The following is a 19779-nucleotide window of genomic DNA, read 5'->3' as shown; positions in this document are numbered from 1 at the left end:
CTCTTACCAGGACGCGGGTATAGTTGAGTTGAAATGGCTGATTACTATCCGCTGATCGCCCGCGCTATTGCCGCCCTGGACCCCAACGCTCCCGGCGAAAGCCGGCGCGCGCTCTATGAACGGGCGCGCACGGCGCTGATCGCGCAGTTGCGCAGCGTGCAGCCGCCGCTGTCCGAATCCGAGATCACCCGCGAGCGGTTGTCGCTGGAAGAGGCCGTCCGCAAGGTCGAATCCGAGGCCGCGCAGCGCGCCCGCGAGGCCGCGCGCCCCGGCGGTGGTGCCCGCGTTGGCGGTGGCAGCGGCGATGCGTTCCGCCGGGCCAGCGCCCGTGCGACCGAAACCAACCAGCCGCCATCCGCTCAGCCGGCCGCGCCGCCGCGCGCGCGTCCGGGCGCGCCGTCGCCGCGGCCGCCGATCGGCGGCGACGACCAGGGCGAGGCCCCGCGTCCGCCGCGCGCCCCGCGTTTCGATGCACCGCGCCAGCCGGCTCCGTCGGAGCCGCCGGCCGGACGCTCCGCCCCGCGGCGCCCGCCGGAGGGCGCGCCGCCGCCACCGCTGCCGCCGGCCCCCGGCGTGCGCGGCTTCCGCGACATCACGGCGGACGTCAACGATCTCGGCGGCGCCGCCGCGCAAGCCAACCGGGCCGCGCGCCGCACCTACGCCAACGTGCCCTCGCCCTCGCCGGAATTTGACCGGCTCGAGCCGAGCCTGGAGAACCGCGCCGGCGAAGGCGATGCGCCTTATTCCTATGACGAGTCGATCGAGGAGGCCGAGCGCTACACGCCGCAGCCGCCGTCGCCGCGTGCACGCATCGCGGCCGACCGCAACGTCAAGAAGCGCGCCGGCAGGGGCTCGGTCTTTCCGTTCAAGAGCGCGATCGTCATCGGCATCGTGCTGATCCTGGTCGGTGCGGGCATCCTCTGGGGCAAACAGCTGGTCCAGATCGCAACCAATCTGCTCAAGCCGTCGCCCACCCAGGTGGTGGAGGCGCCGAAGGATGCTTCGCAGCCGCAGAGCAAGCCCAAGATTCCGGATCGCGTCGGCCAGCCCTCGGCGAGCGACCAGCCGGCCGCGCCGGTGGCGCAGAAGGTCGTGCTCTATGACGAGGATCCGTCCGATCCGAAGGGCAAGCAATATGTCGGCTCGGTGGTGTGGCGGCTCGAGCCGATCAAGGCGTCGGGTAACCAGAAGGCGGACGTTGCGGTGAAAGCCGAGATCGAGATCCCCGACCGCAAGTTCAAGATGACGATGTCGTTCCGCCGCAATACCGACTCGTCGCTGCCGGCGAGCCACACCGCCGAGCTCACCTTCATCCTGCCGCCGGACTTTCCCAGCGGCAGCGTCTCCAACGTGCCGGGCATCCTGATGAAGTCGAACGAGCAGGCGCGCGGCACACCGCTCGCAGGCCTCGCGGTCAAGGTCACCGACGGCTTCTTCCTGGTCGGCCTCTCCAATGTCGATGCCGATCGCGCCCGCAACGTCCAACTCCTGAAGGAGCGCTCCTGGTTCGACGTGCCGCTGGTCTACGCCAACCAGCGCCGTGCCATCATCGCCATCGAGAAGGGCGCCCCCGGCGAGCGCGCCTTCAACGACGCCTTCGCGCAGTGGGGCGACTAGCCAGGGGATAGGCGCCGGCCAGGGGCCTATCAGAGGTTGCGCCCGGCCAGCTTAGACATCAAGATGGAACTCCTAGGCGTCCAGATGTGCGGGAGCTGCGGTGGCGGAGGACGACGACTACGACTGGCAATGGCAGGAGTTAAGGCTCCGCACGATGCTGGATTCTGTGGATGGTAACGCCTTTGAGGCGCTGTTTCGGGAAATAGCCAAGCGGCTTTGGAAGGCTTCCTTCACTCCGACGATCCCAATGGGTAGCCGTGGTGATCTCAAGTGCGACGGATTCAACGCAGATAATGGAGAAGTATTTCAGTGCTACGGCCCGCGGTACGGGCAAGCAAGCGTTGACGATGCCCTAGAGAAAATCGACACGGATTTTGACGGTGCAGTCGATCACTGGAAGGAGCTCCTAAGGAAGTGGACCTTCGTAGTGGGTCTATACCAAGGCCGAGTGCCCAGCGAACTGGTACGTCGCGTCCAAGAGAAGTCAAAAGAACACTCTATTCCTGCGGAAATTTTAACGCGCGACGATATCATAGGCATGGCAAAGACCTTGTCTCTGGATGATCGTGCTGCTCTCTTTGGCCGGGCGCCAGCGCGGGGTGAGGTCGTTCGTAGTGCGACATACGAAAATATCGGTCGGGCGTTGGCCTATATTCGTGGCGAACTGGCTACCAATCCGCTCGTACAGATCGCGCTCCCGACTACCGTTGAAAAGAAGGTCGAGTACAATATCTTGCCGGCCTTGGTGCTCCATTTCCTGGGCGTTGGCCAACTAGGTGCCGACCAAGTTCGGAAGGATCTGGCCGAAAAAGTGGACCCGTTGGAAGCTGAGCGAATGGCGGACGGCTTCAGGTGCAGGTATTTGGAACTCAGCTCGTCTGGTGCGGAGCCAATAGGAATTTTTGGGCAGATGGTGGTGTTTGCTGGTGGTGCCAATGGTAATGTCGAACGCGAGCAACTGCCCTCGCGATCGTTACTTACTTTTTCTCGGCCCGCGAAAGATTTGAGCAGCCACCAGAGGAAAAGAAATGATCTTGCCTAGTAAGAACATCCCCCCAAACCGAGCGCTGCCAGGTGGAGATTGAAAAGACGGGCCGGGCATTGCGCCAGGCTCGGCGCGAAAGGGCGGCGCTCGTAGCTGCGATTGACAGGCGTGTGGGCAGTAGGGTGCGGGCGACTCGCTGGGGCTTACGCGCGATCTCGTGGCGCACGGGGGGCGTGGAAATCCCGCTGGAACGGGATTTCCAGAATGAGTGCTCGATGCTGACGACCGACGCGCTGGGGCGCTCGCCAATCGTCGAGGCCGTGGCGTGATGGGCGAAATGACCGCTACTGCGCGGCGGCTTCCCGCTTGCGGGCTGCTGCCGCGGCGGCGGCTTCGCGGTCCATCACAGCGCGGCAGCCGGGGCTGACCTGCGACTTGTTCCGCACCATGCAGGCGGTGATCCGCGGGATATCCGGGATTTCACGGGAGCACAGCCGCATCGCATCGTTCGAGCACATCTGCTGCGCTTCGGGCGAGAAGGCGAGGCCGGGCGATGTCTGGAGGGTGATGGCGGCGGCGGCGAAGGTGAACAGCGTGGCGATAGTCCGAAAGCGAGTCATGAAAATGCGTCCCCGAGTTGCGCGGATTTGAGCCGTTTGATTGTTGGGACGCCGCACGCGGCTTGATCTGCCGCATGTCACAGCCTTCATGCCGGGCGTTCACTCCCGGATGTGGTCGCTCGATTTCCTGATATTCGAATCGAAAAGTGCTGCGCCGCCCGAGCTGAGTATGCGCGATTGCCGTGAGGCTTCAATGGGAGACGCGAAGGAATTTGCAGCTGTTGCGCCTCCGTCACGCAAAATGCGGCGCGGGCTCACATGCCGATCTTGCGTTCCGATCTGTACGCTGCGACCTGCACATTCCGACCGTTACATTCCATGGCTCTCGAACACCTTGCTGCACGATCTCGACAGCTTGGCCCGGTTGGCTTGCAGGCAGCCTTGCACCGCGCCGTCATTGCCGAGATCCTTGCGGCACAGCCGCGAGGCGTCGCGCGAACAAGCGTTCTGCTCCTGCGGCGTGCCCATATGGCCTTGTGCGAAGGCGGGGGCGTTCGACAGGGCGGAGAGGGTGATCGTCGCCAGCAACAACAGGTTACGAGACATCGGCGGCTCCAAATCTGATGGGTCCAGTTCAACTCCAGTCTGAACCCGCCGCCTTGCCACTTGTTCCGCTCTGGCAGCCCGCAACCCCGCTATCCAAGGTTCCCGGCTCGCTGTAATAAATGCCCTCGCGTATGAGGAGCCCTTGATGAAACGCTACCTGGTGTTTGCGCTCGTTGGTCCGTTCGTCGGTGGATTTCTGCTGCTGCTGACGACCACCTACCAGTCCGGCTACTGGGCCGAGGCGCATCTCGGCGAGGTCGGCAAGCTGTTCGCAGTGTTCTTCAAGACCCTTCAATATAGCTATCTGTTCGGCTTGCTGCCCTCGCTGATGATTGGTGCGATCGACGACATCCTGCTCCATGTCAGGCGGGTCGGGCCGGTGCTGCGGATGCTGCTGATCGGCGTGTTCGCCTTTATCCTGGCCGCGATCACCTACGGCTCGCGCGGATCGGATTCGGGCGCGGTGCAGTTCATCCTGTACGGCCTGGTCGGCTTCGTGCCCTCGGTGCTGTCATCCTGGCTCGTGCATCATTATGTCGATGAGCCGCAGCCGGCGACGGCGGCGGGCTGAGCGCGCGACCATCGGACGGGATGCAGCAACCTCTGCTGCGCTCGTGAGTTTCACAATGGCCATGACCATGCAAGACGACGACATTCTCGTGCCACGCGGGTCCCGTTCCGGGGCGCAAGCGCGCGGCGATTTTTCCGGCCGCAAGGCGCGTGGTCCGATCATCGACCAGGAGGGCAACGAGGTCCGGCCTGAAACGGTGGAGCAGGGCTTTCGCGAGTTCCGTTTCGAGTTCGGCCAAGGCAATCCGTTCGGCAATCTGACGCGGGAACAGCGGATCCTCAGGCTCGAGGCGATCGCAAAACTGCTCGACGTCGCCTTCGTCCTGCCGGGCACCAATATCCGCTACGGCATCGACGGGCTGATCGGACTGATCCCCGTCATCGGCGACATCATCACCACCGCGATCTCGCTGTGGCTGGTGCGCGAGGCGCGTGCCTTGGGCGCGCCCTGGTACATCACTGCGCGCATGCTCGGCAATGTCGCGGTCGACGGCGTGGTCGGCATGGTGCCGTTCGCAGGCGATGCCTTCGACGTCATGTTCCGCGCCAACATGCGCAACGTTCGCCTCCTGCGCCGCTGGCTCGACAAGCAGCCGAGGGTGTAGCGGCGAGACTTAGGGCTCTCGCCGCGAATCCATCTGGTCGACATTGCGCAGGATTTCTCAACGTCGTCATTGCGAGCGCAGCGAAGCAATCCAGACTGTCGCCGCGGAGGGATTCTGGATTGCTTCGCTGCGCTCGCAATGACGGGATAGAGCGTGCCCCCAAACGCAAAAAGCGCGATGGCCTTTGACCATCGCGCTTTCCACGCACATCGGAGTTTTGCGAAAGCTTACGCCGCGTCGGCGTCGGTCTCGGCGGCCTGGGCCGGCTTGGAGCGCCGCGGCAGCGGGAAGGCTTCGCTCTCGTAGAGCGAGCGGATGCCGTTCTGGTCGAAACGAGCTTCCTCGACCTGCAGATACGCGCCGTTCAGCGAATCCGTCGGCAACTGCTCCATCGCGAACTGCACGGCTTCGGCGGCGGTGCCGAACCGGCGGTAGGTGAAGCCCGCGCGCTTCTTCTTGCGGATGGCGGCGGGGAAGAGCTCGGCGGAAGTGTTGAAGTTGAACGGACGCAGTGGACGCATGGTCAAAGACCTCGTGATCTTCTCTGGGGCTTTAAGCGCGTGGGGTTTGGGAGGGCAGGGGCCGCAATCGAGCGGGCCCGCCGCATGTCATTTTCGCCCCCTAATATAAGCCGATTTGACAAAATTGCGACCCCTGCGATGCGAGATGATGAATCCACGCTTGGCAGCTCCGCAGACGCGGAAACTACAGTTAATTCAGTGGGTTATATAGTTTACAATTTGCCAAGAAGCAGCAGGACGAGCAACACCACCAGAACGACGCCGCCGATCCCCATACCGGAATGGCCCATGCCGTAGCCATAGCCTCCGATCCGGCCGGACCAGCCGCCCAGCAGATAAATGATCACCAGGATGATCAGGATGGTCCCAAGCGTCATGGCATCCTCCCTGGCGGCCGCCGGAATGCACGCACCGGCTGCACCGCTGGAAGAGAAAAGCACATCGCGCCGTCGGGTTCCATCGGGGAACCCGGCGGCGCGCAATCTTATTTCGGCTCGAGCTTCAGCGCCGCCGAATTGATGCAGTAGCGCAGGCCGGTCGGCCCCGGTCCATCGGGGAAGACGTGGCCGAGATGGCCGCTGCATTTGGAGCAGAGCACCTCGGTGCGGATCATGCCGTGGCTGGTGTCCCGCTCCTCGTCGATATGGCTCTCGACCGCAGGCGCGGTGAAGCTCGGCCAGCCGCAGCCGGAATCGAACTTGGCGTCGGACTCGAACAGCACGTTGCCGCAGCCGGCGCAGACATAGGTGCCGGCGCGATGGTCGTGCTCATATTCGCCGGAGAAGGGCCGCTCGGTCGCCTTCTCGCGCAGCACCGCATACTGCATCGGCGTCAATTCGCGCCGCCACTGCTCTTCGCTCTTGATGACCTTGTCGTCGGTGGTTTTCGTCCTGGTATCGGGCATGGGTCTCCCGTTTTTTCTGATGATCTCGAGATCAGTTGGTGGCCTTGCTGGCGCTGACCAGCGTCGGCTTCTCAATGTAGTTATCCGCGAACAGCTTTTTCAGGTTCTCGACCTTCGGGATGTCGTTGAAGGCGATGTAGGGCTGGTTCGGGTGCAGCGTCAGATAGTCCTGGTGGTAGGCCTCCGCCGGGTAGAACGCTTCCAGCGCACCGACCTTGGTCACGATCGGCTTGCTGAACACCTTGGCGGAGTTGAGCTGGGCGATATAGGCCTCCGCGACCTTCTTCTGTTCGTCGGAGGTGGTGAAGATCGCCGAGCGATATTGCGTGCCGGTGTCGGGCCCCTGGCGGTTGAGCTGGGTCGGGTCGTGCGCGACCGAGAAGTAGATCTGCAGGATCTTGCCGTAGGAGATCTTCTTGGGGTCGAACTTGATCTCGACCGACTCGGCGTGGCCAGTCCGGCCGGTCGAGACGGTCTGGTAGTCGGCGGTCGCCTTGGTGCCGCCGGCATAGCCGGAGACGGCATTGACGACGCCGGCGGTGTGCTGGAACACGCCCTGGACGCCCCAGAAGCAACCGCCGGCGACCACCGCGGTCTGGATTCCGCTCGCTGGGCTAGCGTCCATGGCGGGGGCGGGGATCACGACGGCGTCTTCGGCGGCCCGGGTTGGTGCGGCAAAGCCGAGCGACAAGGCGGCGGTGGCGGCGAGCAGGGACAGGACGGAGCGGCGCATGGCGGATCCTCTTTCGGAAGGCCTGACAGTTTAGGGCGGTTGAGGGCTGGCGAACAGCCTGCCCGGCGTTTTCAGACACCTCAGATACGGGCGGGCCGGGCGGTTGTTACAGCCGGAGTGACACGAGTCCGTGAAAAGAAGCCGCGACGGGCGGCCCGGCTTGGCGGGGTCAGGAACTCCGGGCTAGATGAACCGGCACGATCGCTGGTCGACTTAAATGTGGCTGGAACAGACCTGACAACATGCTGCGCGTCGTCTCTCTGACATTTGTCATGCTCCTCGCAGGCATCATAACCGCCGCGGCGGACCCGCAAGCCGGCGACGACCTTGCCACCTGCAGGGATCGCCAGGCCGAGACCCAGGCGCGGACGACGGCCTGCGAGAACCTGCTCGACGCCAACCGCGTCACCGGCAAGGACAAAGCCCTCGCGCTCGTCATTCACGCCCAGGCGCTGATCGGCAAGCGCGATTATGACCCGGCGATCGAGGCGCTGACATCAGCCATCGAGCTCGATCCGGACAATATCGGCGCGATCAACGTGCGCGGCGTGGCCCATGAGCATAAGGGTGAAGACGATCTTGCGATGGCCGATTACAATCTCGCCATCCAGAAGCGGTCGAATTTCGGTTTTGCCTACAACAATCGCGGGACCATTCAGCTGCGCCGCGGCGCGCTGCAGAGCGCGCTCGACGATTTCAACCTGTCGATCAAATACACGCCGAAATTCCTGCTCGGCTGGACCAATCGGGCCCGTGTGCGCACGCTGATGAAGGACTATGACGGCGCGATCGCCGATTTCGCCGAGGCCGAGAAGATCGATCCGGCCGCGCAGCAGATCGCGGCCAATCGCTGCACCACCTACGGCCTGATGGGCAAATACGATCTGGCCTTCGCCGACTGCAACGGTCTGATCGAGAAGCAGCCGAGGAACATCTACGCGATCAACAATCGTGCCGATGTCAGCATGTTGAAGGGCGATTTCGACGCTGCGCTGAAGGACTACACCAATGTGATCCAGATCAGCCCGAACAATGTCCGCGCGCATTCCGGCCGCGGCCAGCTCTACGAGCGCAAGAAGGACCTCGCCCAGGCCCGCGCAGACTACCGCGCGGCGGCCTATTCGCTGACGAAATTCGACGAGTACGACGTCGCCCGCGCCCGCGCCATCGCTCAGGCGCGGCTCGCGGCGCTGACACCGCAAACATCTGCAGGCGCGCCGAGCGGCCGGCGCGTCGCGCTGGTCGTCGGTAACGGCGCCTACAAGAATGTCCACGCGCTGCCCAATCCGCCGCGCGATGCGAAACTGATCGCGGGCGTGCTGCACGATGTCGGCTTCCAGACCGTGATCTCCGTCAGCGACCTGACCCGCGACAAGTTCTTCGACGCGCTGAAGACCTTTGCCGACGAAGCGGAGAAGGCCGACTGGGCGGTGTTCTATTATGCCGGCCATGGCTTCGAGATCGGCGGCGTGAACTACCTCGTTCCCGTCGATGCCAAGCTCGCCGTCGACCGCGACGCCGAGACGCAAGCGGTCGCGCTGGAGCAGGTGATCGCGGCGGTGGGCGCTGCGCGAAAAGTACGCCTGGTGATCCTGGATGCCTGCCGCGACAATCCGTTTGCGCCGGCCATGCAGCACACGCTGTCGCTGAAGCTGGTCGACAAGGGCTTTTCCAACATCGAGCCCGGCGCCGGCTTCATGGTGGTCTACGCCGCCAAGCACGGCGAGACCGCGATCGACGGCGACAACGGCGCCGACAGTCCGTTCTCCACCGCACTCGCCCGCGAGATCAAGGAGCCGAAGGTCGAGATCCGGAAGCTGTTCGACATCGTCCGCGACGACGTCTGGTCCGCCACCAAGCACGTGCAACAGCCGTTCACCTACGGCTCGCCGCCGGGGCGCGAGGATTTTTATTTCGTCGCGGGGAAGTGAAATTTTGTAGTCCGGATGGAGCGCAGCGAAATCCGGGAATCGCGAGCGCGGAGCCAACCCCGCATTGCGCTGCGCTCCATGCGGACTACGGCAGCGCCGTAGGGTGGCAAAGCGAAGCGTGCCCACGCTGATTGCTTATGGAGAGAGATCGTGGGCACGGCGCGTTGCGCCTTTGCCCACCCTACAGCAGCGGAGTTTTAGACCACGATACTCAACCGTTTCGCCGCGCGTGTGATCCCCGTATAGAGCCACCTCGCCCTCGACTCCTGAAACGCAAAGCTCTCGTCGAACAGCACGACGTCGTCCCATTGCGAACCCTGCGACTTGTGCACGGTCAGCACATAGCCATAGTCGAACTCGTCATAGGGCTTGCGCTGCTCCCAGGCGATCTGCTCGATGCCGCCCTCGAAGCAATCGGCGCGCACCGAGACTTTCGTGACCTTGTGGCCGAACTCTTCATCCGGCGACAGCCGCATCGAGAGGATGCGCGATTTCGAGCGCGAGGTGTTGCGCGACTTGACGCGCCACAGGCCGCCGTTGAACAGGCCCTTCTTGCGGTTGTTGCGCAGGCACACCAGCTTGTCGCCGGCGACCGGAAACACGTCCTCGATATTCTGCCGCTGCCGCACCCGCATATTGTAGGCGCGTCTTGTGTTGTTGCGGCCGACCAGCACCTGGTCGGCGCCCATGACGCGATCAGGGTCGAGCTCCTTGCGCGAGACCACCTCGCTCTCGCCGTAACGGCCGATGTCGAGCTCGCGGCCCTCGCGCACGTCCATCGACATCCGCACGATCGGATCGTCCTGGGCCTGGCGATGCACCTCGGTCAGCATCGCGTCCGGCTCGGAATTGGTGAAGAAGCCGCCGCCCTGGATCGGCGGCAGCTGCGCCGGATCGCCCAGCACCAAGAGCGGGCAATCGAACGACATCAGGTCGCGGCCGAGTTCGGCATCCACCATCGAGCATTCGTCGATCACGATCAGCTTGGCTTTTGAGGCCGGCGCGTCGTCCCACAATTCGAAGCTCGGCTGCTCCTCGCCGGATTCGCGGGCGCGATAGATCAGCGAGTGGATGGTGGAGGCGTCATCGCACCCCTTGTTGCGCATGACGAGCGCCGCCTTGCCGGTGAAGGCGGCAAACTTCACCTCGCCGTCGACGCCCTCGGCGATATGCCGCGCCAGCGTGGTCTTGCCGGTGCCGGCAAAGCCAAACAGCCGAAACACCGGCGGCGTGCCGTTGCGCCCGGGTTTTGCCTTGAGCCAGTCGCCGACGGCCTTGAGCGCGGCATCCTGATGCGGAGTGAAAGTGGCCATATCTGTCTTGAGGAGGGGCGAAACGATGCGATTCGCCGAACCTCAAAACTAACCATTCCCCCCAAGGGTTCAAGCTCAGGGAGACCCGTTCCCGCGGCCAGCCTTCGAGACGCCCGCCTTCGGGGGGCCCTCAGGATGAGGACGGAGTGCGTGGCAGCAGTTTTGGCAGGCGCAGGTGCTGCTGGCCTCATCCTGAGGAGGCTGCGTAGCAGCCGTCTCGAAGGACGAGGCGCTCGCTCAGACCCGCCTACTGCCACCCCGGCACGCCGCGCATGTCGGGCAGATGGTGGGCGATACCCTTGTGGCAGTCGACGCAGGTTTTCTCCCGGGTGAACAGGAAGCGCTGATGCGCCACGGCGGCTCGGGGCGACTGTTTGGTGATGTCCATGGAATCGGCGCTGTGGCAGTTGCGGCATTCCAGGGAATCATTGGCCTTGAAGCGTGCCCATTCATGCGCGGCGAGCTCGAGCCGGTGATCCAGGAACTTCTCCCTTGTGTCGATCGTGCCAAAAATCTTGCCCCATACTTCCTTGGAGGCCTGCATCTTGCGCGCGATCTTGTCGGTCCAGTTGTGGGGCACATGGCAATCCGGACAGGTCGCGCGCACGCCGGAGCGATTGGTGAAATGGATGGTCGACTTCAGCTCGGCGAAGACGTTGTCCTTCATCTCGTGGCAGCCGGTGCAGAATTTCTCGGTGTTGGTCATCTCCAGCGCGGTGTTGAAGCCGCCCCAGAAGATCACGCCGGCGGCAAAGCCCGCCAGCACCAGCGTGCCGAGCGCGAATACCGTGCTCGGCCGCGACAGCACGCCCCACAGCTCGAGCGCGAAATCCCACGCGCGCGCGACGAAGCCGCGCTTGGCTTTGGATTCATCAGCGGTCGTCGTCATCGCCGGCCACCGGGGCTTGCACGCGACAGCAAGGTGTCGATGTCGGTAAAGTCGTTGCTCACCGGCGGCGTCGCCGTGTTCTGCGGCACGTGACATTCGGTGCAGAAGAAGCGCCGCGGCGATATCGAGGCCAGGAACTGGCCGTCACGGTCCATGAAGTGCGTGATCGAGACCATCGGCGCCTGCGATTCCGCCGTGCGCGCTCGCGCGTGGCAGGACAGGCACTTGTTGCCGTTGAGGTCGATCTGGTAGCCATCGATCGCATGCGGAATGACCGGTGGCTGCTCCGGATAATTGCGCGATTCCCGCTCGGACGTGTTGCGGTTCGGCAGCATCGGCGGCGCCGGGCCTTCATCATTCAGCGGGGTCGGGCCGCGCAGGCCCGAATTCACGGTCTGCGCGGTCAGCGAGCTGGCGCCGGCGGCGATCGCGCAGGCGAGCAGGGCGATGCCAAATCGTTTCATCATGACACGTTCACCCGCTCGATGCGCACGGCGCATTTCTTGTAGTCGGTTTGCAGCGAGATCGGATCGGTGGCGTCCAGCGTCACCTTGTTGATAAGCTTGGACTCGTCGAACCACGGCACGAACACGAGACCGCGCGGCGGCCGGTCGCGGCCGCGCGTCTCGACGCGGGCGCGGATGAAGCCGCGGCGCGAGACGACCTTCACTTCGTCGCCGCGGCGCAGCTTCATGTCTTGCGCGTCATCCGGGTGCATGAAGCAGACGGCCTCCGGAAACGCCTTGTAGAGCTCGGGCACGCGGCGCGTCATGGTGCCGGAATGCCAATGCTCCAGCACGCGGCCGGTCGAGAGCCAGAACGGATAGTCATTGTCGGGCGATTCCGCCGGCGGCTCGTAAGGCAGTGCGAAGATGCGGGCCTTGCCATCTGGGTAGCCGTAGAACTGCACGTCCACGCCCTGCTTGACATAGGGGTCGGTGCCCTCGCGGAAACGCCATTTCGTTTCCTGGCCGTTGACGACGGGCCAACGCAGGCCGCGTTCGCGATGATAGGCGTCGAACGGCGCGAGGTCGTGACCATGGCCGCGGCCGAACGAGGCGTACTCTTCGAACAGTCCCTTCTGCACGTAGAAGCCGAACGCCTTCGACTCCTCGTTGTGATAGCCCTGTTCGATCTCAGTCACGGGAAACCTGTCGACCTGGCCGTTGCGATAGAGCACGTCGAACAGCGTCTTGCCGCGAACCTCGGGCTTCTTGGCGATCAGCTCCTCGGGCCAGACCTCCTCGATCTTGAAACGCTTGGAGAACTCCATGAGCTGCCACAGATCGGACCTGGCTTCGCCCGGCGCCTGGACGAGCTGGTGCCAGAACTGCGTGCGCCGCTCGGCATTGCCGTAGGCGCCTTCCTTCTCCACCCACATCGCGGTCGGCAGGATCAGATCGGCGGCGAGCGCCGTCACGCTCGGATAGGCGTCCGAGACCACGATGAAATTGTCGGGGTTGCGGAAGCCGGGATAGGTCTCTTCGTTGGCGTTCGGGCCCGCTTGCAGATTGTTGTTGACCTGCACCCAATAGGCGTTGATCAGGCCGTCTCTCAGCATCCGGCTCTGCAGCACGGCGTGCGCCCCGGGCTTGTCGGGAATGGTGCCCTCGGGCAGCAGCCAGAGATGCTCGGCGTGATCGCGATGCTCCTTGTTCGTCACGACCATGTCGGCCGGCAGGCGGTGCGAGAAGGTGCCGACCTCGCGCGCGGTGCCGCAGGCCGAGGGCTGACCGGTCAATGAGAACGGGCTGTTGCCGGGCGCGGAGATCTTTCCGGTCAACAGATGAATGTTGTAGACGAGGTTGTTGCACCAGACGCCGCGGGTGTGCTGGTTGAAGCCCATGGTCCAGAAAGAGACCACTTTCGTCTTCGGATCGGCATAGAGCTCGGCGAGTGCCTCGAGGCGATTGAGTGGTACGCCCGACATCTGCGCCGCGTTCTCCAGCGTGTAGTCCGAGACGAATTTTACAAATTCGTCGTAGCTCATATCGGTAGAGTCGTTGGCTTTCGCCGCGCCCGTCGCCTTCTTCTGCAGCGGATGCTCGGGCCGCAATCCGTAGCCGATGTCGGTCTGCCCGCGCCGGAAGATGGTGTGCGCGGCGACAAATTCCTTGTTGACCCGGCCGGTCTTGATGATGTGGTTGGCGATGGCGTTGAGGATGTAGAGATCTGTCTGCGGCTTGAACACCATGCCGATATCGGCAAGGTCGAACGAGCGGTGCTCGAAGGTCGAGAGCACCGCGACCCGGACATGCGGCGCGGACAGCCGGCGATCGGCGAGGCGCGTCCACAGAATGGGGTGCATCTCCGCCATGTTGGAGCCCCACAGCACGAAGGCATCGGTGGCCTCGATGTCGTCATAGCAGCCGGCCGGCTCGTCGATGCCGAAGGTGCGCATCATGCCGGCGACGGCGGAGGCCATGCAGTGCCGCGCGTTGGGGTCGATGTTGTTGGTGCGGAAGCCGGCCTTGAACAGCTTTGACGCCGCATAGCCTTCCCAGATGGTCCATTGGCCGGAGCCGAACATGGCGACGCCGTTCGGCCCGCGCTTTTTGATCGCCTGCTTCCACTTCACCTCCATGATGTCGAAGGCTTCGGTCCAGGCGACAGGCGTGAACTCGCCGTTCTTGTCGTACTTGCCATCAGTCTTGCGCAGCATCGGCTGCGTCAGGCGGTCATGGCCGTACATGATCTTGGAGAGGAAGTAGCCCTTGACGCAGTTGAGGCCGCGATTGACCTCGGCCTTGATGTCGCCATGGGTGGCGACGACGCGGTTGTCCCTGGTCGCGACCATCACCGAGCAGCCGGTGCCGCAGAAGCGGCAGGCGGCCTTGTCCCATTTCAGTTCCGATGAATCGCGCTCAGTGACGAGATTGGCGGCGAGCGCGGGCGCCGGCATGCCGGCAGCGGCGGCCGCGATGGCGGCGGCTTCCAGCTTCAGCACCTGGCGGCGGTCGAGCTTGGACGATGACATAATGGTGGCTCTCCGGTCCCTCAGGTTTCGATGGCGTGAAAGACCAGCGCCGCGGAGTAGACGTCGCGCAGCGACTGGATGGTGTTGAGCAAGGTGCCAAGGCTGCCGGCGTCGGGTGCCTCGGTCACGACGACGAGTTTTCCTCTGCTGTCGCGCCCGTGTATCTCGCAGCCGGGAAGCCTCGCGATCTCGGCTTCGACGTCAGTGAGGCGCTCGGGACGCGCCTGCACCAGAATGCTGGCGATCTCGCAGCCCGGAGGGGAGATGACGGCAGTGCTGAGCACCCGGCCGGTGATCAATGCACGGCGATTGAGTTTGGCGTGAGCCATGATGCCTGTCTTTCGCTTCTCGGGATCAATGCGGCGAACTTGGTGGCCCCGGCGGTCCGGCGAACATCTGGTAGATCCAGACGCCCAAGCCGTAGGAGCCGACCGTTCCGACCGCGAGCACGGGCATCACGATCGCGGTCAGGAACAGGAACGCCAAGATCTCCATGCGCTTACGGCGCACGCGCGAGGTCGCCTTGTCAGGGGCCGACATATTCGGTCTCTTCGGGATGTCAGGGGAATCGGGACGGCATCCGGGCCGTTGCCTTGCTGCATGTTTGATGCAGCAGGCGGGTTGACGCCTTGATCTGGATCAACCGTTCAAGTTGCTGATGTCGCGGTCGCCAAAACTGCAGGTGCTACCACGGCCAGCGCAATTTTGGATTGTGCACGCGCGAAGGCGATGCGAAAATCGAGTTTCTAACCAAGGCGGCAGGGTGTGATGGGGCTCACGGCCATCGATCTCGGGCTTCGCGGCGCGGCCAGCGGCGTGTTCCTGTTGATCATTCTCGTGGCGCTGCAGCGTCGTGCCGCCAGCCAGCAGGCCTTGCTGGGCATGGCCATGTCTGCCGGCGGCGCGTTTTACGCCATCGCGACCGCCCCGTTCTTTCCCGAATCGTCGTGGTGGTGGGTGTTGCCGATCCTGTCAGGCCAACCGGCCCTGTTCTGGCTGTGGGCACGTGCAGCGTTCGACGACGATTTCGTGCTGAGGCGATGGCACGGCGCTGTGTTGCTGGGCATCGTGGCCTTCGGCTTCGTGCTCACGCTGGGCTGGGCTTACGCGCCCGCTTTGGCCAGGGTCGGCGGCCGGGGCCTGGCGCTGGTCAATCTGGCGCTGGCGCTCGCGGCCGCGGTGCAGACAGTCAAGACCTGGCGTGCCGATCTGGTGGCGCGGCGCCGCCGGCTGCGGCTGGCGATACTGGCAATCAATGTCGGGCTCATCATTGTATTCGTCGGCGCCGGCTTCGCCGCAATTCCCGTCGCTGTCCCCGGCGCGCCGGGCAGCCTTCCCGTCGCGCTCGTCCTGTGTGTGGTGGCGATGATGGCGGGAGTGACCTCTCTCGCCACGCCGCCGGCCGTGCCCGCCAATGACGCCACGGCAGCCATCGCATCGGGCGATGTGCGCGGGGCAGCTCGTGCTGCGACGGCTCGGGTCGTGGTCGACCCGATCCTGCTGCGGCGCCTCGACCAGCTGATGAGCGTGGAGCGGACCTACCGGCAGGAAGGTCTTGCGATCGGGGCGCTGGCGGCGCGGCTCCAGGTTCCCGAGCATCGGTTGCGCCAGGCTATCAACGAGGGTTTGGGCTATCGGAACTTCAATGCGTACCTCAACCATTATCGTATCGAGGATGCCAAACTGGCGCTCTCTGATGTGACGCAACGGGAGGTCCCGGTGCTGACCATCGCGATGGATGCAGGCTTCCAGTCGATCGGACCTTTCAACCGCGCCTTCAAGGCGGAGACCGGGCTCACGCCGACCGAATTCCGGCGCGAGGCGCTGAGCCGGCCGGTTTTCGCTGACATCGGCGCGCCGCAACGAGAAATCGGCTAGCCGATTTTTGGATCGGGCGAGAGGAGCGCGCCCTGATAGGACAGATTGTGCGGCAGAACGCCAGCCACCGAGAGCCCCGTCCATGTCCCATTCGAGCGCAGTCACTCCCGCATCCGAACGTCTTCACGCTCTCGATGCCTTGAGGGGCATCGCGCTGCTGCTTGGCATCGTCCTGCACGCGACATTGTCGTTCGTGCCGTCCTCGCCCCGGTTCTGGGTCATCCAGGACACCCATCCAAGCCTGATCCTCAGCCTGCTGTCTTTCGCCATCCATGTCTTCCGGATGACGACGTTCTTCCTGATGGCGGGCTTCTTCGCCCGCATGAGCTTCCATCGCCGCGGCGCCTTCGACTTCGTCAAGGACCGGCTGCAGCGGATCGCCCTGCCGCTCGTGATCGGCTGGCCGCTGCTGTTCGTGCCGATCGCCCTGGTGATCAGCTGGGCCGGAAATTTTCCGAATGGCGGTTCAATCCAATGGGCGTCCAGCTGGCTGCCGCCCTTGCCGAATTTCCGCCTGACCCATCTCTGGTTTCTCTATGTGCTGCTCGAGCTCTATGTCGCCACGCTGCTGCTGCGCGGCGCGATCGTCTGGCTCGACGCGTCGGGCTCGCTGCGAACGGTCATCGACCGCGTCTTTGCGCGCATCATCCGCAATCCGCTGGCGCCGCTGGTGCTGGCGATCCCGATCGGCGTCGCCTTCTGCCTCGACCCAAGATGGGTCAATGTGATGGGAGTGAGGACGCCGGATCAATCGCTCATCACCAATGCGCAGGCCTGGATCGGTTTCGGTACCGCCTTTGGCGCCGGCTGGCTGCTACATCGGCAGATTGATCTGCTGCGGATCCTCGAGCGGCGCTGGCTTGCCCATCTCCTGCTTGCGCTCTGTCTGATCATGATCGGCTTCGTCGTGTCGGGCGTGATGCTGTCTGCCCCGGGTGCGCCGAAACTGCCATACAGTTTCGCCACGCTCCGGCTTGCCTCCGCCATCCTCTATGCGCCCGCGATCTGGATAACGACCTTCGCGGCGCTCGGGCTGGCGCTCCGTTTCATGTCCGGCTTCAGCCCGACATGGCGCTATCTCGCCGATGCCTCCTACTGGCTCTATCTGATCCACCTGCCGATCGTGATGGCGTTGCAGGTCGCGCTGTCGCAGCGCGACTGGCCCGCTTTGGTCAAGTTCGCAATCATTCTCGTCGTCGCTATTCCGCTGATGCTTGCGAGCTATCATCTGATGGTGCGCTTCACCTTCATCGGCGCGGTGCTGAATGGCCGCCGCGCAACGAGGCGCGTTCTCCCGCAAGGCGGAATTGCGACTGCGTAGACAGCGCCGCCTCACGCATTAAGATGATCGCAACAAGAACAAGCGGGCAAGAATACCGGGAGAGGCGTCATGAAGTTCGGCATCTTCTATGAGCTGCAACTGCCGCGGCCCTGGGTGGCCGGCGACGAGCTCGCCCTTTACCAGAACGCGCTCTCGCAGATGGAACTCGCCGACCGTCTCGGCTACGACCATGCCTGGGTGGTCGAGCATCACTTCCTCGAGGAATATTCGCACTCGCCTTCACCGGAATCGTTTCTTGCCGCCGCGAGCCAGCGCACGAAAAACATCCGCCTCGGCCACGGCATTCTCCAGCTCACCACCAACCATCCGGCGCGCGTCGCCGAGCGTGTCGCGGTGCTCGACCTGCTCTCCAACGGCCGCTGCGAGTTCGGCATGGGCGAGAGCGCCTCGATCACCGAGCTGACGCCGTTCGGCCGCGACATGGAGACCAAGAAGGAGGTGTTCGAGGAGGCCGTTGCCGCGATCTTCCCGATGTTCAAGGACGCAGGCTCGGAGCATCACGGCAAATATTTCGACATCCCCTTGCGCAACGTCGTGCCGAAGCCGGTGCAGAAGCCGCACCCGCCGCTGTGGATGGCCTGCTCGCAGCTGCCGACCATCGAGCGCGCCGGCCGCCACGGCTTTGGTGCGCTCGGCTTCCAGTTCGTCAGCGCCGATGCTGCGCATGCCTGGGTGCACGCTTACTACAACGCCATGACGAAACGGCTGCACAAGCTCGCCGACTACGAGATCAACCCGAACATGGCGCTGGTGTCGTTCTTCATGTGCGCCAGGACCGATGAAGAGGCGCGTGCCCGCGCCGACGGCGCCACCTTCTTCCAGTTCGCGCTGCGCTTCTACGGCGCCGCGCAGAACCGCCAACGTCCGGCGCCCTACACGGTCAACATGTGGGACGAATATAACAAGTGGAAGCGCGAGAATCCCGAGGCGCAGGAGGCCGCGCTGCGCGGCGGCCTGATCGGCTCACCCGAGACCATCAGGCGGAAGCTGAAGCGCTTCCAGTCGTCGCATATCGATCAGGTCATCCTGCTCAATCAGGCCGGCAAGAACAGCCACGAGCACATCTGCGAATCGCTCGAGCTGTTCGGCCGCGAAGTGATGCCGGAGTTTCAAAACGATCCGGCCCAGGCCGCCTGGAAGAGCAGCGTCATGAGCGGCGAAATCCAGCTCGAAGAGATCGATACTGAGGCGTTCACGGACCGCTACGGCAAGCTCGCGATCAATGTCGCCCCGGTGAAGGCCGCAGCCGGGTAGGGCCGCCCGCCTCCACGTCGTCGTCCTGGCTTTCGCCAGGACGACTCCGAAGTGCTGCGCTTGCTCGCTGGGCCTCGTCACCTGAACTGCGGTTGAAGTTCCGCCAGCTCTATTGCGTCTTTCTGTTGCCGCTGAAGATGAACGCCGCCTGAAACAGGCTCCCGCTGTCGGTGCGCACCTCGACCGCAACGTCTTCCCGTTCATCCAGGCTCGCGAGATCGCGCGCCAGTCCTGCCAGCGTCTCGGCTGCTTCTACTTCAGCTTCGCGCTGAGTTGGAAACTCCAGCCCTTCCTCGTCGGGATAGAGCCCGGTGCTGTCCCTGATGTCGAAATAATAGCGCATCACCGCATCACCCTCTGATGTGGCCCTGCTTCAACACCAGCCTTCGCAGGCGGTTCCTGATCGGCGAGGGCGCCACCAGGTTCAATGCGAAGCTGATAGGGACAGTGCAGCTGTCGCTTCTCACCTTGGGGAGATCGGAGCCTGGCTCGCAGACGCCGACGTCTGTGGAAGGGGTGGCTTGCGTTCGGGGAGCTTCTTCTTCGGAGGCGCCGGCAACAAGCCTTCCCTGATGGCCTGCTTGCGGGCGAGCTTGCGGGCCCGCCTGATGGCTTCGGATTTCTCGCGCGTCTTTCTCTCCGAAGGCTTCTCGTAAGCGCGCCGCTGTTTCATTTCGCGGAAGACGCCTTCCCGTTGCATCTTCTTCTTCAGGACACGAAGCGCCTGGTCGACATTGTTATCGCGGACAAGAACCTGCATTGAAACTCCTCGCTGGGCTGCAAGATGGAATGATCCTGCACGCAGCCGATTGCGCAGGAGACCGGTGACGGGTGGGAGAATGAGGGCGACCGCTGATGTCTTCGCCGGCCTCGAGCGCGCAGGTTTGCGTGTTACGGCGATGCGGTTCAGTGGCGACGACGTGACCACCCCCGCGCGGCCAAGTCAATCGATAAAGGCCTTCGCGCGCGCCGGTGTTCCGTCTGGAATGGCGCCCGAACAGCGTCAAAACCGCCGCTTTGAAAACAAATTGGCCGTATTCCTTGCAAAAGCGCAGATGTCGTGTATATTCACGTCATTCGATTAGCCGCTGTGC

Annotated in this window: 23 protein-coding genes; 9 read left to right on the top strand and 14 right to left on the bottom strand. The window is 63.8% G+C overall.

The genetic code is table 11. The features are described from left to right. The first annotated feature begins 33 nt into the window (after positions 1–33). Positions 34–1617 carry a hypothetical protein gene (locus HYH07_RS15385; protein ID WP_220003255.1) on the top strand — a complete coding sequence of 528 codons (1584 nt, stop codon included), beginning with the start codon at positions 34–36 and terminating at the stop codon, positions 1615–1617. A gap of 100 nt (positions 1618–1717) precedes the next feature. Further along, positions 1718–2659, top strand: a complete 942-nt coding sequence (locus HYH07_RS15380) for a hypothetical protein (protein ID WP_220003254.1) — start codon at positions 1718–1720, stop codon at positions 2657–2659. A gap of 287 nt (positions 2660–2946) precedes the next feature. Here HYH07_RS15380 and HYH07_RS15375 read toward each other — a convergent pair whose 3' ends face one another. Together HYH07_RS15375 and HYH07_RS15370 are read right to left on the bottom strand one after the other, a co-directional pair. After that, a complete protein-coding gene (locus HYH07_RS15375; protein WP_409363897.1) occupies positions 2947–3222 on the bottom strand; it encodes a hypothetical protein in 276 nt (91 codons plus the stop codon). A 309-nt stretch (positions 3223–3531) separates the two neighbouring features. Beyond that, positions 3532–3768 (bottom strand): hypothetical protein, encoded by a 237-nt coding sequence (locus HYH07_RS15370; RefSeq protein ID WP_220003252.1) that lies wholly within the window; start codon positions 3766–3768, stop codon positions 3532–3534. A 145-nt stretch (positions 3769–3913) separates the two neighbouring features. On the opposite strand from HYH07_RS15370, the gene HYH07_RS15365 reads away from it, so the two are divergent. Beyond that, positions 3914–4339, top strand: a complete 426-nt coding sequence (locus tag HYH07_RS15365; protein WP_220003251.1) for a DUF5413 family protein — start codon at positions 3914–3916, stop codon at positions 4337–4339. A 61-nt stretch (positions 4340–4400) separates the two neighbouring features. Then, positions 4401–4943 (top strand): DUF4112 domain-containing protein, encoded by a 543-nt coding sequence (locus HYH07_RS15360; protein WP_220003250.1) that lies wholly within the window; start codon positions 4401–4403, stop codon positions 4941–4943. A gap of 227 nt (positions 4944–5170) precedes the next feature. Here HYH07_RS15360 and HYH07_RS15355 read toward each other — a convergent pair whose 3' ends face one another. The 4 genes from HYH07_RS15355 to msrA form a co-directional block, all read right to left on the bottom strand. Continuing rightward, positions 5171–5464, bottom strand: coding sequence for a hypothetical protein (locus HYH07_RS15355; RefSeq protein ID WP_220003249.1), 294 nt, complete (start codon positions 5462–5464; stop codon positions 5171–5173). Positions 5465–5676: 212 nt separating this feature from the next. Continuing rightward, on the bottom strand, positions 5677–5841 hold the full coding sequence (locus HYH07_RS15350; protein ID WP_035731827.1) for a DUF3309 family protein: 165 nt from the start codon (positions 5839–5841) through the stop codon (positions 5677–5679). A 107-nt stretch (positions 5842–5948) separates the two neighbouring features. Next, on the bottom strand, positions 5949–6368 hold the full coding sequence (msrB, locus tag HYH07_RS15345) for a peptide-methionine (R)-S-oxide reductase MsrB (protein WP_220003248.1): 420 nt from the start codon (positions 6366–6368) through the stop codon (positions 5949–5951). Positions 6369–6399: 31 nt separating this feature from the next. Further along, positions 6400–7101, bottom strand: a complete 702-nt coding sequence (gene msrA, locus HYH07_RS15340) for a peptide-methionine (S)-S-oxide reductase MsrA (RefSeq protein WP_220003247.1) — start codon at positions 7099–7101, stop codon at positions 6400–6402. Between the two features lie 242 nt (positions 7102–7343). On the opposite strand from msrA, the gene HYH07_RS15335 reads away from it, so the two are divergent. Next, positions 7344–9032, top strand: coding sequence for a caspase family protein (locus tag HYH07_RS15335; protein WP_220003246.1), 1689 nt, complete (start codon positions 7344–7346; stop codon positions 9030–9032). 197 nt (positions 9033–9229) lie between these two features. On the opposite strand, the gene HYH07_RS15330 is transcribed toward HYH07_RS15335, so the two are convergent. The 6 genes from HYH07_RS15330 to napE all read right to left on the bottom strand — a co-directional run bounded on the left by HYH07_RS15330 (position 9230) and on the right by napE (position 14751). Further along, positions 9230–10345 carry an ATP-dependent RecD-like DNA helicase gene (locus tag HYH07_RS15330; RefSeq protein ID WP_220003245.1) on the bottom strand — a complete coding sequence of 372 codons (1116 nt, stop codon included), beginning with the start codon at positions 10343–10345 and terminating at the stop codon, positions 9230–9232. A gap of 247 nt (positions 10346–10592) precedes the next feature. Further along, positions 10593–11234: a NapC/NirT family cytochrome c gene (locus HYH07_RS15325; RefSeq protein WP_220003244.1), complete on the bottom strand. Its 642-nt coding sequence runs from the start codon at positions 11232–11234 to the stop codon at positions 10593–10595. Then, a complete protein-coding gene (locus HYH07_RS15320; protein WP_220003243.1) occupies positions 11231–11701 on the bottom strand; it encodes a nitrate reductase cytochrome c-type subunit in 471 nt (156 codons plus the stop codon). Before HYH07_RS15320 ends, HYH07_RS15325 begins: the two co-directional genes overlap by 4 nt. Further along, positions 11698–14211, bottom strand: coding sequence for a nitrate reductase catalytic subunit NapA (gene napA, locus HYH07_RS15315; protein ID WP_220003242.1), 2514 nt, complete (start codon positions 14209–14211; stop codon positions 11698–11700). The genes HYH07_RS15320 and napA overlap by 4 nt, the downstream gene beginning before the upstream one ends. A 20-nt stretch (positions 14212–14231) precedes the next feature. Then, a complete protein-coding gene (locus tag HYH07_RS15310) occupies positions 14232–14540 on the bottom strand; it encodes a chaperone NapD (protein ID WP_220003241.1) in 309 nt (102 codons plus the stop codon). 25 nt (positions 14541–14565) lie between these two features. After that, positions 14566–14751: a periplasmic nitrate reductase, NapE protein gene (gene napE, locus HYH07_RS15305; RefSeq protein ID WP_220003240.1), complete on the bottom strand. Its 186-nt coding sequence runs from the start codon at positions 14749–14751 to the stop codon at positions 14566–14568. A gap of 228 nt (positions 14752–14979) precedes the next feature. Here napE and HYH07_RS15300 point away from each other — a divergent pair, with 228 nt between their 5' ends. The 3 genes from HYH07_RS15300 to HYH07_RS15290 all read left to right on the top strand — a co-directional run bounded on the left by HYH07_RS15300 (position 14980) and on the right by HYH07_RS15290 (position 18685). Then, entirely contained in the window at positions 14980–16089 is a 1110-nt protein-coding gene (locus HYH07_RS15300; protein WP_220003239.1) for a helix-turn-helix domain-containing protein, read from the top strand. Between the two features lie 82 nt (positions 16090–16171). Further along, on the top strand, positions 16172–17410 hold the full coding sequence (locus HYH07_RS15295; protein ID WP_220003238.1) for an acyltransferase family protein: 1239 nt from the start codon (positions 16172–16174) through the stop codon (positions 17408–17410). Between the two features lie 69 nt (positions 17411–17479). Next, positions 17480–18685, top strand: a complete 1206-nt coding sequence (locus HYH07_RS15290; protein WP_220003237.1) for an LLM class flavin-dependent oxidoreductase — start codon at positions 17480–17482, stop codon at positions 18683–18685. Between the two features lie 109 nt (positions 18686–18794). Here the strand turns inward: HYH07_RS15290 and HYH07_RS15285 are convergent, their stop codons facing one another. Both HYH07_RS15285 and rpsU read right to left on the bottom strand, forming a co-directional pair. Beyond that, a complete protein-coding gene (locus HYH07_RS15285) occupies positions 18795–19028 on the bottom strand; it encodes a DUF6894 family protein (RefSeq protein WP_228749559.1) in 234 nt (77 codons plus the stop codon). Positions 19029–19148: 120 nt separating this feature from the next. Beyond that, positions 19149–19445 carry a 30S ribosomal protein S21 gene (gene rpsU / locus HYH07_RS15280; RefSeq protein ID WP_220003235.1) on the bottom strand — a complete coding sequence of 99 codons (297 nt, stop codon included), beginning with the start codon at positions 19443–19445 and terminating at the stop codon, positions 19149–19151. A gap of 79 nt (positions 19446–19524) precedes the next feature. Here rpsU and HYH07_RS15275 point away from each other — a divergent pair, with 79 nt between their 5' ends. Further along, entirely contained in the window at positions 19525–19770 is a 246-nt protein-coding gene (locus HYH07_RS15275; RefSeq protein ID WP_220003234.1) for a hypothetical protein, read from the top strand. Positions 19771–19779: the final 9 nt, after the last annotated feature.

The organism is Bradyrhizobium sp. BR 10261 (assembly GCF_019455395.1).
GTDB lineage: Bacteria > Pseudomonadota > Alphaproteobacteria > Rhizobiales > Xanthobacteraceae > Bradyrhizobium > Bradyrhizobium manausense.
This window is presented reverse-complemented; position numbering and strand designations above follow the sequence as displayed.

What these genes read in the sequence shown, in the direction of transcription:
- HYH07_RS15295 (WP_220003238.1), top strand. Translation starts at nt 16,172, where the DNA reads ATGTCCCATTCGAGCGCAGTCACTCCCGCATCCGAACGTCTTCACGCT.
- HYH07_RS15375 (WP_409363897.1), bottom strand. Translation starts at nt 3,222, where the DNA reads ATGACTCGCTTTCGGACTATCGCCACGCTGTTCACCTTCGCCGCCGCC.
- msrA (WP_220003247.1), bottom strand. Translation starts at nt 7,101, where the DNA reads ATGCGCCGCTCCGTCCTGTCCCTGCTCGCCGCCACCGCCGCCTTGTCG.
- napA (WP_220003242.1), bottom strand. Translation starts at nt 14,211, where the DNA reads ATGTCATCGTCCAAGCTCGACCGCCGCCAGGTGCTGAAGCTGGAAGCC.
- HYH07_RS15300 (WP_220003239.1), top strand. Translation starts at nt 14,980, where the DNA reads ATGGGGCTCACGGCCATCGATCTCGGGCTTCGCGGCGCGGCCAGCGGC.
- rpsU (WP_220003235.1), bottom strand. Translation starts at nt 19,445, where the DNA reads ATGCAGGTTCTTGTCCGCGATAACAATGTCGACCAGGCGCTTCGTGTC.
- HYH07_RS15330 (WP_220003245.1), bottom strand. Translation starts at nt 10,345, where the DNA reads ATGGCCACTTTCACTCCGCATCAGGATGCCGCGCTCAAGGCCGTCGGC.
- HYH07_RS15360 (WP_220003250.1), top strand. Translation starts at nt 4,401, where the DNA reads ATGACCATGCAAGACGACGACATTCTCGTGCCACGCGGGTCCCGTTCC.
- HYH07_RS15365 (WP_220003251.1), top strand. Translation starts at nt 3,914, where the DNA reads ATGAAACGCTACCTGGTGTTTGCGCTCGTTGGTCCGTTCGTCGGTGGA.
- HYH07_RS15325 (WP_220003244.1), bottom strand. Translation starts at nt 11,234, where the DNA reads ATGACGACGACCGCTGATGAATCCAAAGCCAAGCGCGGCTTCGTCGCG.
- HYH07_RS15370 (WP_220003252.1), bottom strand. Translation starts at nt 3,768, where the DNA reads ATGTCTCGTAACCTGTTGTTGCTGGCGACGATCACCCTCTCCGCCCTG.
- HYH07_RS15275 (WP_220003234.1), top strand. Translation starts at nt 19,525, where the DNA reads ATGAGGGCGACCGCTGATGTCTTCGCCGGCCTCGAGCGCGCAGGTTTG.
- HYH07_RS15285 (WP_228749559.1), bottom strand. Translation starts at nt 19,028, where the DNA reads ATGCGCTATTATTTCGACATCAGGGACAGCACCGGGCTCTATCCCGAC.
- napE (WP_220003240.1), bottom strand. Translation starts at nt 14,751, where the DNA reads ATGTCGGCCCCTGACAAGGCGACCTCGCGCGTGCGCCGTAAGCGCATG.
- HYH07_RS15320 (WP_220003243.1), bottom strand. Translation starts at nt 11,701, where the DNA reads ATGATGAAACGATTTGGCATCGCCCTGCTCGCCTGCGCGATCGCCGCC.
- HYH07_RS15335 (WP_220003246.1), top strand. Translation starts at nt 7,344, where the DNA reads ATGCTGCGCGTCGTCTCTCTGACATTTGTCATGCTCCTCGCAGGCATC.
- HYH07_RS15350 (WP_035731827.1), bottom strand. Translation starts at nt 5,841, where the DNA reads ATGACGCTTGGGACCATCCTGATCATCCTGGTGATCATTTATCTGCTG.
- HYH07_RS15310 (WP_220003241.1), bottom strand. Translation starts at nt 14,540, where the DNA reads ATGGCTCACGCCAAACTCAATCGCCGTGCATTGATCACCGGCCGGGTG.
- HYH07_RS15290 (WP_220003237.1), top strand. Translation starts at nt 17,480, where the DNA reads ATGAAGTTCGGCATCTTCTATGAGCTGCAACTGCCGCGGCCCTGGGTG.
- HYH07_RS15355 (WP_220003249.1), bottom strand. Translation starts at nt 5,464, where the DNA reads ATGCGTCCACTGCGTCCGTTCAACTTCAACACTTCCGCCGAGCTCTTC.
- msrB (WP_220003248.1), bottom strand. Translation starts at nt 6,368, where the DNA reads ATGCCCGATACCAGGACGAAAACCACCGACGACAAGGTCATCAAGAGC.
- HYH07_RS15385 (WP_220003255.1), top strand. Translation starts at nt 34, where the DNA reads ATGGCTGATTACTATCCGCTGATCGCCCGCGCTATTGCCGCCCTGGAC.